Annotated in this window: 13 protein-coding genes; 5 read left to right on the top strand and 8 right to left on the bottom strand. The window is 64.9% G+C overall.

Annotation, left to right across the window (positions count from 1 at the left end; genetic code table 11):
* Positions 1 to 58: 58 nt before the first annotated feature.
* The 7 genes from D4765_RS05050 to D4765_RS05080 form a co-directional block, all read right to left on the bottom strand.
* Positions 59 to 1348 carry an ABC transporter substrate-binding protein gene (locus D4765_RS05050; protein ID WP_237280271.1) on the bottom strand — a complete coding sequence of 430 codons (1290 nt, stop codon included), beginning with the start codon at positions 1346 to 1348 and terminating at the stop codon, positions 59 to 61.
* 165 nt (positions 1349 to 1513) lie between these two features.
* Positions 1514 to 1897 (bottom strand): 50S ribosomal protein L7/L12, encoded by a 384-nt coding sequence (gene rplL / locus D4765_RS05055; RefSeq protein ID WP_136641175.1) that lies wholly within the window; start codon positions 1895 to 1897, stop codon positions 1514 to 1516.
* Positions 1897 to 2418, bottom strand: coding sequence for a 50S ribosomal protein L10 (gene rplJ, locus D4765_RS05060; protein ID WP_136641176.1), 522 nt, complete (start codon positions 2416 to 2418; stop codon positions 1897 to 1899). Before rplJ ends, rplL begins: the two co-directional genes overlap by 1 nt.
* Positions 2419 to 2629: 211 nt before the next feature.
* On the bottom strand, positions 2630 to 3358 hold the full coding sequence (locus tag D4765_RS05065) for a YqjF family protein (RefSeq protein ID WP_237280272.1): 729 nt from the start codon (positions 3356 to 3358) through the stop codon (positions 2630 to 2632).
* Between the two features lie 22 nt (positions 3359 to 3380).
* Positions 3381 to 4262, bottom strand: a complete 882-nt coding sequence (locus D4765_RS05070) for a DUF1684 domain-containing protein (protein ID WP_237280273.1) — start codon at positions 4260 to 4262, stop codon at positions 3381 to 3383.
* Positions 4259 to 5743 (bottom strand): sensor histidine kinase, encoded by a 1485-nt coding sequence (locus tag D4765_RS05075; protein WP_136641179.1) that lies wholly within the window; start codon positions 5741 to 5743, stop codon positions 4259 to 4261. Before D4765_RS05075 ends, D4765_RS05070 begins: the two co-directional genes overlap by 4 nt.
* Positions 5740 to 6501: a response regulator transcription factor gene (locus tag D4765_RS05080; protein WP_136641180.1), complete on the bottom strand. Its 762-nt coding sequence runs from the start codon at positions 6499 to 6501 to the stop codon at positions 5740 to 5742. Before D4765_RS05080 ends, D4765_RS05075 begins: the two co-directional genes overlap by 4 nt.
* Positions 6502 to 6692: 191 nt before the next feature.
* Here D4765_RS05080 and D4765_RS05085 point away from each other — a divergent pair, with 191 nt between their 5' ends.
* Both D4765_RS05085 and D4765_RS05090 read left to right on the top strand, forming a co-directional pair.
* A complete protein-coding gene (locus D4765_RS05085) occupies positions 6693 to 8246 on the top strand; it encodes an ABC transporter permease (protein WP_136641181.1) in 1554 nt (517 codons plus the stop codon).
* A 61-nt stretch (positions 8247 to 8307) separates the two neighbouring features.
* The gene (locus tag D4765_RS05090) at positions 8308 to 8976 is read left to right on the top strand and encodes an ABC transporter ATP-binding protein (protein ID WP_136641182.1); all 669 of its coding nucleotides are present in this window, start codon (positions 8308 to 8310) and stop codon (positions 8974 to 8976) included.
* On the opposite strand, the gene D4765_RS05095 is transcribed toward D4765_RS05090, so the two are convergent.
* Positions 8973 to 9824 (bottom strand): NAD-dependent epimerase/dehydratase family protein, encoded by an 852-nt coding sequence (locus D4765_RS05095; protein WP_136641183.1) that lies wholly within the window; start codon positions 9822 to 9824, stop codon positions 8973 to 8975. The genes D4765_RS05090 and D4765_RS05095 overlap by 4 nt on opposite strands.
* 91 nt (positions 9825 to 9915) lie before the next feature.
* Between D4765_RS05095 and D4765_RS05100 the strand changes: the two genes are divergently transcribed.
* The 3 genes from D4765_RS05100 (at position 9916) to D4765_RS05110 (ending at position 13502) form a co-directional block, all read left to right on the top strand.
* On the top strand, positions 9916 to 10542 hold the full coding sequence (locus D4765_RS05100; RefSeq protein WP_420824525.1) for a YqaJ viral recombinase family protein: 627 nt from the start codon (positions 9916 to 9918) through the stop codon (positions 10540 to 10542).
* A gap of 83 nt (positions 10543 to 10625) precedes the next feature.
* A complete protein-coding gene (locus D4765_RS05105; protein WP_136641184.1) occupies positions 10626 to 12212 on the top strand; it encodes a hypothetical protein in 1587 nt (528 codons plus the stop codon).
* 330 nt (positions 12213 to 12542) lie between these two features.
* Entirely contained in the window at positions 12543 to 13502 is a 960-nt protein-coding gene (locus tag D4765_RS05110) for an NADP-dependent oxidoreductase (protein ID WP_136641318.1), read from the top strand.
* The last annotated feature ends 16 nt before the right edge of the window (positions 13503 to 13518 follow it).

A 13518-nucleotide genomic window follows, 5' to 3' on the forward strand; every position in this document is an offset into this window, starting at 1 on the left:
CCTCCGGGGAGGGTGGGGGCGCCACCACAACGCCCCAACCCCACCCTGCTCTGCTCGGCTAGTTGCCCGAGCTGGCCGTCTCGATGGCCGTCTGCATGTCGGCCAGCGCCTGGTCGACAGTCTTGTCACCCTTGATCGCCGCATAGGCGTTCGTCTCGACAGCCTTCGTCACGGCGGGGTAGAACGGCGTCACCGGGCGCGGTACCGCGCTGTCGATCGACGTCTTGAGCGTGGCGAGGTAGGGAAACTGAGCCTGCAGGCTCGCATCGTCGTAGACCGAGCTCAACACAGGGGCATTCGACGCCTGCGTCACGAAGAACTTCTGCGTCTCTGCGCTCTCGAGGAAGGTGAGGAAGTCGTGCGCCGTGGCCTTGTGCTGCGAGTACACGCTGATGGCGGCGTTGTGGCCGCCGAGCGTCGAAGCGCCGGTACCGGTGTCGCCGGGCAGCGGGGCGACGCCGAACGTGCTCTTCACCGTCGAGCTGCCGTCGGTCGAGGCGAGGCTGTAGACGTAGGGCCAGTTGCGCATGAAGAGCAGTTTGCCCGCCTCGAACGCGGTGCGACCCTGCTCTTCTTGATACGTGATGGCGTCTTTCGGAATGTTGCCGTTCGCATACGCCGCGACCAGCTTCGTGAGGCCGGCTTTTGCCTGCGGCGTGTTGAGCGTGGGCGTCTTTCCGTCGGCGGCGACGATCGAGCCACCGGCGGTGTTGATGGCCTCAGACACGTTCACCGTGAGGCCCTCGTAGTCGGCGAACTGGCCGGCGTAGCAGTCGATGCCCGCGGTCTTGGCGATGTCGCAGTCTTTCATCATCTCGTCCCACGTCTTCGGCGGGGTGGGCACGAGGTCTTTGCGGTAGTACAGCATGCCGCCGTCGGAGGTCTGCGGGGCCGCGAACAGGGTCTTGTTGTAGGTGGCGCTCACCACGGTGGGCTTCATGAGCCCCGACGTGTCGATGGCCATGGTGTCGGTGAGCGGCTGCAGCCAGCCTTTGGCGGCGAACTCCGCCGTCCACACAACATCGACGTCGACGACGTCGTAGTTCTGGTCTTTGGCCTGGAAGTGCTGCACGAGGTCGTCGTGTTGCTGGTCGGCCTGGTCGCTCTGCTCTTTGAACGTGACCACCTGGTCGGGATGCGCGGCATTCCACTTGTCGATCAGCGGGCGCACGACGTTGTTGTTGTCTTTGCCCTGTACATACGTGATGGGCCCGCGCGACGACAGGGTGGCGTCGCTGCTGGCGCCACCCGTACTCGAACCCGTGGTCGAACCCGCCGTGCATCCGGTCAGCGCGGCCCCCACGATGGCGATGCCGGCGACGCCGACGAACATTTTTGATACGTGCACTGTGTGACTCCTCATCGAGCTACGGCGGCTCTGTTGAACCGCCAAAACTGAATCTTACTCGATTAATGAGTGATGCTCACACCTTTGTACTGAAAAACACCAGAGCACAAAAAAGAGGTGCCCGCCGCACGAATGCGAAGGGCACCTCTTCGAAGTGGAACGAGATTACTTGATGGTAACCGTCGCGCCGGCTTCCTGCAGCTGAGCGGCTGCCTTGTCGGCAGCTTCCTTGTTGACGCCTTCGAGAACGGGCTTCGGGGCTCCATCGACGAGTGCCTTCGCCTCACCGAGGCCGAGGCTGGTGATCGAACGCACCTCCTTGATGACCTGGATCTTCTTCTCGCCAGCGGCCTCGAGGATGACGTCGAACGACGTCTTCTCTTCGACCTCGTCGACGGGAGCGGCGGGGCCAGCGGCACCGGCAGCGGCGACGGGAGCCGCAGCGGTGACCTCGAAGACCTCTTCGAACTTCTTCACGAACTCGCTGAGCTCGATGAGCGTGAGCTCCTTGAATGCTTCAATGAGCTCGTCTTGTGACAGCTTTGCCATTATTTATCTCCTTCTTGGGTTTGCTTTTCACGCAGTGCTTCGACGGTGCGAACAGCCTTCGAGAGCGGTGCGTTGAACAGGTATGCGACACCGAACAGCGAGGCCTTGGCGGCACCGGCGAACTTCGCCAGCAACACCTCCCGGCTTTCGAGGTCGGCGAGCTTGTTTACCTCTTCGGCGGTCAGCGGCTTACCGTCAAAGTAACCGCCCTTCACCGTCAGAAGAGGGTTTGCCTTGGCAAAGTCGCGCAGGGCCTTTGCAACGGCCACGGGGTCACCGTGAACGAATGCGAGTGCAGACGGGCCGACCAGCTCTTCGTCGAATGACGAAATACCAGCCTGGTTTGCCGCAATTTTGGTCAGCGTGTTCTTTACCACGGCGTACGTGGCGTGCTCACTGATGGAACGACGCAAGCTTGTCAGCTGCGACACAGTGAGACCGCGGTACTCAGTAAGCAGTACAGCAGTCGAGGTTTCGAACAGGTTCGAGAGCTCGGCTACCGTGGCTTCTTTGTTCGCCATGGCGCTCCTTGGATAAGTTGTGCTGGCAGCCCCAGAGACGCAACTAAAAAAAGCTCCACACAGGAGTGCGGAGCTTGAGAAAAACGCAAGGCTTCGAACACCTGCGCGGGCTTTCGCTAGAGCGAAACTTCGACCATCACACCCGAACCCATCGAAACAGATTCAGGCACAACGATAACCAGCGGTCTTTGGCTTCATTCACAATAACCGATTACCGGGGCAGGTGCAACTTCTGCGGAGAACCGAACACGGTGTCGACACCCGGCGAGAACAGAATCGAGTCAGGCGGGCGGTTGGCGACGCCAGGCAGGCCGGCCCGCGAGAGCAGTGTGTCAGAGAAGTCGAGCAGTTCTGCCTTCTGAAGCGGCCACGGCTGGTGCTTGTTCGGCATGTAGACGGTGCGGCCGAACTGGCGGCTGAAAAGGGCCCAGCGTGCCGTGAGAAAGTCGGCCAGGGCATCCGGATGCTCGATGCGTTCGCCGGGGCGCACCGAAATCGCCGAGTCGACCGAACCGCGCGGGCTCGAGTGTCTGCGGGAGGTGTAGACCAGCGTGCCCGCGGTTCTTCGCACCCGCATGTGCGACCAGATATAGGGCAGGGCGAACGCCGCCCTGGCCGCGGCCACCGCAGCGAGGCGTTCGGCTTCGAGCGAGAGAAAGACGACACCCTTTCGCCCTTCGGCGTCGCGGGCGTAGAGGCGCACGTTGGTCTCATGGAAGGTTCCGTAGAACGGCAGAGCGGGAGAGGGCCCGAACCGGGTGTTGCGGAGCGTGAACGGGATGAGCCCCACCCACGAACTGCCGTCGAACTCGTCGGGCACCACACCGGGCGGCATGAGCGACGCCGCGTCGGCCGTGTCGATGCGCCAGTGCAGAAACGTCACGTTGCGCCACTGCTGACTCAGAATGGGCCGGGCGATGTCGTTCGGAGAAAAACTCACACCGCCCATTCTGTCGTGAATCTCAGTGCAGCAGTGCGCCCTGCGCATTGAGCACGTTCTTCTCCCCGGCCTCCACCGGGAACGAGAGGCGGTTCTGCGCGGGCGGCATGGGGCAATTGAAGTGATACGAGAAAGCGCACGGGGGCAGATAGGCGCGGTTGAAGTCGAGCGTGATGGTGCCGTCGGCGTCGGGCACAACCCGCATGAAGCGGCCCACCCCGTAGGTGGAGTCGCCGCTGGTGGCGTCGGAGAAGACGAGCAGCAGGCCACCGTCATCCTGAAAGGCCGCCAGGCTCACGTCGGCTCCGTCTTTCGTGAAGGTGATCTCGGCGGGCACGACGCGCTCGCGGGTCTTGCCGCCGTCTTTGAGGTGCTCGATTCCGATGGCGCGGCCACCCTGAATGGGAGTGAACTGCGCCTCGACCACCCACGAGGGGTCGAAGTCGAAGGCGTCGATACGGCCGAAGTCGCGGTTGGCGTCAGAGCAGGCATCCCACACCCGCAGGGCATAGGTGCCCTCTTCGCTGGCGACGACGTACCCCGTGACGGTGTCGCCGAACCGAACCTCGGAGGGCCGGTCGGAGTCTTTGCCCCGCACCACCACGCTGCCGTCGACGGGCACTCCGTCGACACTCAGGCCATCGGCCGCGGCGGCTTCGAGTCGCAGGCCCGACTCGCCTGCCGGCAGCGGAAACCAGGTGCCCGCGACACCGTACGAGGTCTGGCCGGTGGCGGGGTCTCCGGTGATCCACTCGGTGTTCACGAGAGAGAGGTTGCCCTGCGGGCTCGTGACGTAACGGCGGCGGGCCTCGCGAAAGGCGGCGAGCTGGGTCGGGGTGTGCTGAACGTCTGTGACCATGTCTTGTGCAACCCCCGATGCGCCCGATTTATTCGCCGCGGTCACGCCGCCGCGCCGCGCCACACGACGGGCAGCAGCACCCGGAAGACGGTGTTGCCCGGCACGCTTTCGACCGTCACGGTTCCGCCGTGTGCTTCAGCCACGGCGTACACGATGGCGAGCCCGAGGCCCGTGCTGCCGGCGTGCCGCGAGCGCGACACGTCACCGCGCACGAACCGCTCGAACAGGGTCGGCAGAATCTCTGCGTCGATTCCGGGCCCGTCATCGGTGACGCTGATGACGGCGTACGTCACCCCGTCGACGACTTCTTCGGCCAGACCGGCTGTCACATGCGTGCCCGGAGGCGTGTGCAGTCGGGCGTTCGCCAGCAGGTTCGTGGTGATCTGGTACAGCCGGGGGCCGTCACCCTCGATCTCGATCGGCTCTTCCGGCAGGTCGAGAATCCAGTCGTGGTCGCGGCCGGCGGCGTGGGCGTCACTGACGGCGTCGACCAGCGTGAGTGTGAGGTCGACGGTGTCGTGCGCGACATCGGGCCGGGAGTCGAGCCGGGCCAGCAGCAGCAGGTCTTCGACCAGCGAGGTCATGCGCTTGGCCTCCGACTCGATGCGGGTGAGCGAGTGGGTCACGTCGTCGGGCAGCTGATGGTCTTGCCGGCGGGTGAGTTCGGCGTAGCCGCGAATCGAGGCCAGCGGAGTGCGCAGTTCGTGGCTGGCATCGGCGACGAACTGGCGCACCTTGTCTTCGCTCTGCTGGCGCGACGTGAGCGCCGATGCGACGTGCTCCAGCATGCGATTGAGCGCAGATCCGACCCGCCCCACCTCTGTGTTGGGGTTGGTGTCGCTCTCGGGCACCCGCACTGCGAGCGCCACCTCACCGCGATCGAGCGGCAGTTCTGCCACGTGTTCGGCCGTGTCGGCCACTCGCTGCAGGGGCCGCAGCGAGTACCGGATGATCAGACCACCGATGAACACGGCCACAATCAGCCCCAGCACCGTGACAATCAGCGTGACGATGATCTGCTGGCCCACGGTGTTCTGCACCGAGGCGAGCGAAAGGCCAATGACGGCAGTGTCACCGCTCGTGGTCACCAGCGAGACGACGCGGTACTGGCCGAGCGACCCGCCGAGGTCGACGGTCACGGGCGCCTTGCCGGTGGGCAGCGCCTGCAGTTGACCGGCCTGGCTGGCCGAGAGAGCGGCGATCTCGTTGGTCAGCGAGGAGGTGTCGGTATTGGCCACGACCGCCCCGGAGTAGATGAGTTGACCGCCCGAGATGATGGCACCCACAGTGCCCGTGGGCTGGCGGTCGAGAAAGGTGGTGGCGTCGCCGCCCCGCAGCTGAAGGCTGTACGTGCCCGGAGGGGGAACGCTGGTCGAGCCGCTCTGGGCACGGCTACCGGGAAGCTGGGCATCCAGCCGGCTCACCAGCACACCGTTCAGCGCAAGAGTACTGACAAGGCCGATGGTGAGGCCGAGCAGAGCGATCAGTACGGCGACGCTGAGAATGAGGCGGCGGCGAAGGGTCACGGGGCGGTCTTCAGCATGTAGCCGGCACCGCGAACCGTGTGGATCATGGGCGCGCGCCCGGCGTCGATCTTCTTGCGGAGGTACGAGATGTAGATCTCAACCACGCTCGAACGGCCGCCGAAGTCGTAGCTCCACACACGGTCGAGGATCTGGGCCTTGCTGAGCACCCGGCGGGGGTTGCGCATGAGAAATCGCAGCAGCTCGAATTCGGTGGCGGTCAGCTCAATGGAGTCGTCGCCGCGGTGCACTTCGTGGCTGTCTTCGTTCAGAACAAGGTCTCCCACGACAACCTCGGGGTCGACCGCGTCGGTGACGAGAACCGTGGAGCGCCGAAGCAGGCCCCGCAGGCGCGCCACCAGCTCTTCGAGGCTGAACGGCTTGGTGACGTAGTCGTCGCCGCCCGCCGTGAGCCCGGCGATGCGGTCGTCGAGCGCGTCTTTGGCGGTGAGAAAGAGAACCGGTGTCTCCTGGCCGTCGGCGCGAACCCTCGACAGAACCTGCAGACCATCGATGTCGGGCAGCATCACGTCGAGAACGATGACGTCGGGGCGAAACTCGCGGGCGAGGGTGACGGCCGTGCGGCCCTCGCTGGCCGTCTTCACCTCCCAGCCCTCGTAGCGCAGTGCCATTGAGAGCAGGTCGGTGAGGGTGGGCTCGTCGTCGACGACGAGTGCGCGAACCGGTGAACCGTCGGCGCGGGAGAGGCGCGGGCGGGCAGCGGTCGAACTGGAAGGGAGCCTCGAATTGTCTATGGTCACACCCCCAAGTATCCGAATGTTTCTATGACCAGTCTATGAGCCCCCTAGGTCGCACCTGTGAGTTCGGCTGTGCGCGCGGGTGAGTAATCCTTCAGGCTCAGCTGATTCATAGGAATTTCTCTGGCTCCCGATAAGCATCGCTTCTAGCGTGACGCCGTTCACTACTATTCACAGCTTCGAAGGAGCCTCCCTTGTTCGGTACGTATCTGCGGCGAGAGCTTCTGAATCGGCGCAAGCAGACGATCATCATCTCCATAGGAATGGCGCTGGCCATTGGCCTCGTCATTCTGGTCAATTCGTTCTCTGCCGGAGTGCAGAACGCTCAGGCCTCCGTTCTGCAGTCGGTGTATGGCGTCGGCACAGACATCACCATCAGCCAAGCCGCCACCCCGCCCACGGCCGGCGCGACCGGTGGCGGCCAGCAGGGCTTCGCCTTCGGCTCCGGTGACGGTGCGAGCACCGGGGGCACCACGAACCTCAGTCAGTCGCGCCTGACGAGTACCCCCACGCAGACGGTGTTCGATGCCACCCAGCTCGCGACCGTTCAGGCCGTCAGCGGCGTCGCGGCCGCCACCGGAACACTGTCACTTGAGAACGTCACGTTCAGCGGTCAGATTCCGCAACGGGGCACCGGAGCATCCGGAACCGGCGGTACCCGCACCGGCGGCGCCGCACCTTCGACCGCCGCACCCACGGGCGGCGCAGACGGCGCCGGCGGCAGTGCGTTCAACCTCAACCGCTTCAGTGTGCTGGGCCTTGACCCCTCTGGCGACTCCGTCGGCCCGCTCTCGGCCGTCACCCTCGCCGACGGGCGCCTGCTGAGTGCAGCCGATGCCGGAACCGACAACGCTGTGCTCGACGCGAACTACGCCACCTCGGCCTCACTCGCCACCGGCGGCACCATCGCCATCGCCGGCACGACCTTCACCATCGTCGGTACCGTGAGCTCGTCTGGCTCCGACTCGGCGACGGCAGCAAACGTCTACATCCCGCTCGACGTGGCGCAGACTCTCTCGACCAACACCGGCAAGATCAGCAACATCTACGTTCAGGCCTCATCGTCGAGCGCTGTCGACCAGCTGCAGACCACCCTCAAGGCGGCTCTGCCGACGGCCACGGTCGACACGCAGGCCGACCTCGCTGCGACGGTCTCCGGGTCACTCTCGACCGCGTCGACGCTCGTTTCGAACCTCGGTACCTGGCTCTCGATCCTCGTGCTGGCTGCGGCGTTCCTCATCGCCATTCTCTTCACCATCTCGGGCGTCACCCGGCGTACCCGTGAATTCGGCACACTGAAAGCCATCGGCTGGAGCAACCGGCGCATCGTCGGCCAGGTCGCCGGCGAATCTGTGGTGCAGGGTCTCATCGGTGGAGTGATCGGTATCGCAGTCGGCATCGCCGGCATCGTCGTGGTGAACATCATCTCGCCGACGCTGAGCGGGTCTGCCTCGACCGCCGGCGGCGTGGGTGGGGCGGCACGACGGGCCGCAGGTGCGGCAGCCGGTGGCGGTACGACCCCCGGCGGCGAAGGCGGCGGTTTCGGTCAGCGCGCAGCGGGCGGTGGCGGCTTCGGTGCCGCTGCCCAGCAGGCCGCGACGACGGTCACGCTGCACGCGCCGTTCACGATCGAGATCGTTCTGATCGCTGTGGGGCTCGCCATTCTCGGCGGACTGCTCGCGGGCGCATTCGGTGGGTGGCGGGCCGCTCGGCTGCGCCCGGCTGAGGCGCTGCGTTCGGTGGGCTAGCCCTGGGCTCCACCGCCTGCCAGACACCTTTTTCTGACGAATGACCTCGAGGAGATCATCCATGTACCAACTGACCAATGTGACCAAGACCTACAACGCCACCAAACGTAAGGTGACGGCGCTCGACGATGTGACTCTCACCATTCAAGACGGCGAGATGGTTGCCATTCAGGGCCCGACCGGCGGTGGCAAGTCGACACTGCTGCAGATGCTCGGCGCGCTCGACCGGCCCACCTCCGGCGACGTGACGCTGGGTGCCTCGATGCTGTCGAAGCTCGGCGACCACAAGCTGGCCGAGATTCGGGCGAAAGAGATCGGGTTCGTGTTTCAGGGATTCAACCTGATTCCCACGCTGACGGCCGAAGAGAACGTCGAGACGGCACTCGCACCGCTCGGGGTGTCGGGCTCTGAACGCCGTACACGGGCTCGGGATGCCCTGGCCTCGGTCGGGCTCTCCGACCGCTTCACGCACCTGCCTGCCGAGCTCTCGGGCGGGCAGCAGCAGCGTGTTGCGATCGCCCGTGCGCTCGTCAAGCGCCCCGAGGTGCTGTTGGCCGACGAGCCCACCGGAAGCCTCGACGAGGAGACCCGCGACGAGATCATGGAGCTGCTCGAAGGGTTCTGGCGAGAGCAGGGCCTCACGCTCATCATCGTGACGCACGACACCGCCGTGGCCCGGCGGGCCGGGCGGCGCCTGCACATCAAGGCCGGCAAGGTGCGCGAGGTCTAGGGGGTTACGGTGTCGCGCCAGGAGTGCTGCGGGTCGTAGCCGAGCACGCGGCGTGCCTTGCTGATCGACAGCAGCGTCTCGTGGTCGGTGAGCTCGCCGCGCACGGGCGTGTCGGGGAAGACCTCGGCGATGAGTTCGGCGTTCGGGCGCGACATGACGGTGTCGGCTGCCGCGATGATGAACCGTTCGAAGCCCTTACCCTGCCATTCGAGTGCCTTCAGCACTGCATGAGCGCCGTCGCGGGAGTCGATGTAGCCCCACAGATTCCATTTGCGTGAGCGGGCGTCTGCGTCGAAGCTGGGGAATTCGACGTAGTCCTCGGGATACATGACATTCGAGAACCGTAGCGCCACGATCTTCAGCTCCGGATCCCACCGGGTCAGCTCGATCTCAAGCTGTTCCTCGAGCACTTTTGTGAGCGAGTAGACGCTCTCGGGGCGGGCCGGGTACTCCTCGTCCACCGGGATGTAGGGCGGCGAAACGTCGAACGGCAACCCGAGCACGGTCTCACTCGAGGCCGTCACGATGTTCTTGATGCCTGCCCGTTTCGCCGCCTGCAACACGTGGAACGTCGAGAGCATGTTGTTGTCGAACGTCGCCACATCACTCAGGATGCTCGGCGCCGGTATCGCGGCCAGGTGCACCAGGGCATCCAGAGAGTCGTACCGGTCGTTGACGCCCATCAGGGCATCCACTGTCTCGCCGTAGTTCGTGAAGTTCACTCGCACTTCGCCGTATTCACGGCCGCCCGTCTGGTCGAGGCTGAACACCTCGTGGCCGGCGTCACGGAGGTAGCTGACCACCGTGCTGCCCAGCTTGCCTGATCCACCGGTTACTGCAATGCGCATGATGCTCCTCGTTGAGTCGTTTCACAGACGTGTTGGTACAAGTCTGTCACCGAAACCGGAGGAGAATGAAACCGTGACCACCGCCTTGACTCTGACCTTCCCGTGGGAAGAGGAGCAGGCCGTAGCCGAGGCGCCTTCTACCCGGCCTCCCGCACACCTCTCGCGCATCGTGGCCGACTCGACCGACCGGGTCGCCTGGATCCGCGCCCGCAGTCGCGGCGTGACCGCCACCGACGCTGCTCGCCTCACTACGCAGCGGTCGGTCGAGAACGCCGCGTACGACAAGATCAATGGCAACAACTTCGGTGGCAACGCTTACACCGACCACGGCAAGATTCGCGAGCCCGAGATCGCAGCGTGGGTTCTGCGGCACTACGGCATCGCACCGAGCACCACACTCTTTCACGCTCACGGTCGGCCGCTGCACCTCGCCACCCCCGACGGCATCGCCGTCACGGCCGCCGGCGACACCGAGCTGGCCGAGATCAAGACCACCAACAAGGCGTGGAAGTCGATTCCCCGCCACTACCTGCGCCAGGTCTGGTGGCAGCAGTACGTACTCGGGGCCGAGCGCACGCTGGTGGTGTGGGAGCAGCACAGCGCCTTTGTGCCCGTCGCCGCCGAGCCCGAGTGCCGCTGGGTCGACCGCGATGAGAACGAGATCGCGCTGCTCGTTCAGCTCGCCGACCAGCTGCTGACCCTGATGCAGCGCCGCTGAGGTACTGGGATACGGCCGGGGTACCACCGACGAACGGTCAGACATCAGTTGAGGTTACCTCGCTCATGAGATAGTCTCGCATAATGTCAGTTCGTCGAACTTCTCTCGCCTTACGCTCCGCCGCCGCCGGCGTCAGTACCGTCGGTCTTGTCATGGCCGCCGTGCTGCTGACGGCCGGGGCGGCTGAGGCCTACGCAGGCGTCACAGTCGGGCCGATGCCCATGGGAGTCGCCTTCGACTCCGTCTCGCGCGTAGGTTTCTCGGTGAATTCGGGCGACAACACGCTGTCGACGTTCGACGGAGACGACAGCTCGAAGACGAGCCAAACGATCTCTGGGCTCGGAACGAACCTCGGTGCGATCGCCGTCGACTCATCGAATCACAAGGTGTACGTGATTCGCGACAACAACAGTGTCTCGATGCTTCGCGAAGACGCGCTCACCGCCGGAGCGACCCCCGTCTCGGTCGACCAGAAGCCCGCCGATATCGCGGTCGACTCAGTAACGCACACGGTGATCGTCAGCACCACACTGAACAGAACCATCTCTCTCTTCGACGGCTCGCTCGACACTCCCACCTACCGAACTGTCGCGCTGCCAGCAATTCCACGCTATGTCACCGTCGACCCGGCAACACACACCGTGTACGTCACGGCGGGAACCGACTCGGTCATCTCATTCGACGAGACGGCGGCCGTTCCTACCCTCACCACGGTCACGGGACTGCCTGACGCGAGAGGTATCGCCGTCGACCCGGGAACCGGCCGCGTCTTCGTGACCGACTCGTTCGACGGCAGCGTGAACTACTTCGACAGCACGGCCACGGTACCCACGGTGTCGACACTGCTTCTCGGCGCCGCACCCACGGGCGTGACCGTCGACCCCTTCACCCATAACGTCTTCGTCGTCGTGGGAACTCGTCTACGCCTCGCCCAGTTCGACGGCAGAGATCCTCAGGGGTCGAACCTCGAGTTGCTCGAAACCGATTCGAACCCGCGCGGCCTTGCGCTCGACACCGTGGGGCACCGCCTCTTCGTGACCGGCGATGTGAACGACGTTCGGTTTATCGACCCCGACCCGCTCGCCGCGCCGTTCCCGCCTCGCATCACCTCGGCCGCCCCTCCGGCCGCTCGCGTCGGTGACGCGTACAGCTTCACATTCACAGCCGAAGGAACCCCAGCACCCGTCTTCACCGTGGGCAACCTGCCATCGTGGCTGACCTTCGATGGCATTGCCACGATCTCCGGCACGCCCGACAGCATCGACCCCGTGCGTATTTCCGTCACGGCAACAAACGGGCAGCGCCCGCCGGCAGCCGTGCAGTACAACATCCAAGTCAACCCCTCCACTTCAATACCGACGCCTCCGCCGACGACCCCGCCCGCCACACCCAACCCTGGCTCGGGAACTGGAACCAGTACTGGCATTGGAGTACCCAGTAGCTCGCCATCCCTCCCAGCCAGCACCGGCAGCAACTCGCTGGGAACAACCAGCATCAGTTCAGGGCACCAGCTGGCCAGCACCGGTCTCGACCTCCTGAGCTATTGGCCCCTGGCGGCCGCTGCCGCGTTGATCGTCGGTGCCGGGCTGGTCACCGTTCGATCGAGGTCGAAATCACGACCCGCATCACGCCCGAAACCGCCGTCGACATCAGGGCCGACCCCAGAGTAAACACCACAACAACAACCCATCGGCAAATGGCGGTGCACCCCCCACTCGGGGTGCACCGCCATTTGCAGCTGTCGCGACAAAAACCGAGCTTGAGCAAGCAAAGTTTGTTAGCAACAAGGTGACACCCTCGTAACATCTCTGTATCAATAGCGCGCTTTACTTAGGTCGTGGGGCCCCCTAACGGGCTACGCCCATTCGATACCTCGCGATTCACCTGTGGGGTTGATTCCACCACCAGGAAGGCTACCGATGACGCAGCAAACGACTGGAGTGAGTCACTTGTCGAACCCGAAAGCGGAGAGCACAGGAACCATCGATCGCCCGACCAGCATGCGGGCCGCCGTCATCGACGCCACGGGGTCGCCCGAGGTTCTGCATGTTTCCACGGTGCGACTGCCCGAACGCATCAATGCCGAGGTTCTGGTTAAAGTCGCCGCCGCGGGAGTGAACCCTCTCGACGCCAAGACCCGCGCCGGTCGCGGCGTGAGCGCGGCCATCCCGAGCTTTCCCTACATCGTCGGGCAAGACTTCAGCGGCATCGTCATCGAGAGCCCCTACGAAGGCCACCCGCTGAAGCCGGGTGACGAGGTGTACGGCATGCTGAGCGCCCCTCGCGGCCAGGGCTCCTACGCCGAGTACGTGTCGGCTCCGAGTCTTCAGGTGTGCAAGAAGCCCGGTCGGCTGTCGCTGATCGAGGCGGCAGCGGTTCCGGTCGCCGCCCTCACCGCCTGGGGAATGGTGGTCGACGTGGCGAAGGCGCACGAGGGCCAGCGCATCCTGATTCATGCAGCCGCCGGCGGGGTGGGCCACTTCGCCGTGCAGTTCGCGGCGTACTTCGGCGCCTATGTCATCGCCACCTCATCGCCACGCAACGCGAGCTGGCTGCGTGAGCTCGGCGCGGCCGAGATCATCGACTACACCTCGACGCGGTTCGAAGACGCCGTGTCGAACGTCGACGTTGTCATCGACCTCATCGGAAACGTGCACGACGACACCGGCACCCGCTCGCTTCAGACACTCCGCCCCGGCGGCCTCATCGTGAACGCGCCCACCGGCAGCTGGCCGACCCTGATTCCGGATGCCCATGCTCTCGGTCTTCGCGCCACCACCTACAAGGTCTCCCCTGACGCCTCCACCCTCACCGTCATCAGCCGGCTGATCAACTCGGGCGATGTGCTCGTGCACGTCGACGAAGTCTTCGATCTGGCCGATGCCGCCGAAGCCCACCGCCGCATCGAAGAGGGCCACACCCGCGGCAAACTCGTCATCTGCCTGGCCGACCAGATCTAGCCGCGCTCCCGCAGCA

The sequence above is a fragment of the Subtercola vilae genome, from assembly GCF_004923255.1.
Lineage (GTDB): Bacteria > Actinomycetota > Actinomycetes > Actinomycetales > Microbacteriaceae > Subtercola > Subtercola vilae.

Bases quoted from the DNA above. Each gene is read 5' to 3' on its own strand.
- rplL (WP_136641175.1), bottom strand. From the start codon at position 1,897: ATGGCAAAGCTGTCACAAGACGAGCTCATTGAAGCATTCAAGGAGCTC.
- rplJ (WP_136641176.1), bottom strand. From the start codon at position 2,418: ATGGCGAACAAAGAAGCCACGGTAGCCGAGCTCTCGAACCTGTTCGAA.
- D4765_RS05090 (WP_136641182.1), top strand. From the start codon at position 8,308: ATGTACCAACTGACCAATGTGACCAAGACCTACAACGCCACCAAACGT.
- D4765_RS05095 (WP_136641183.1), bottom strand. From the start codon at position 9,824: ATGCGCATTGCAGTAACCGGTGGATCAGGCAAGCTGGGCAGCACGGTG.
- D4765_RS05105 (WP_136641184.1), top strand. From the start codon at position 10,626: ATGTCAGTTCGTCGAACTTCTCTCGCCTTACGCTCCGCCGCCGCCGGC.
- D4765_RS05110 (WP_136641318.1), top strand. From the start codon at position 12,543: ATGCGGGCCGCCGTCATCGACGCCACGGGGTCGCCCGAGGTTCTGCAT.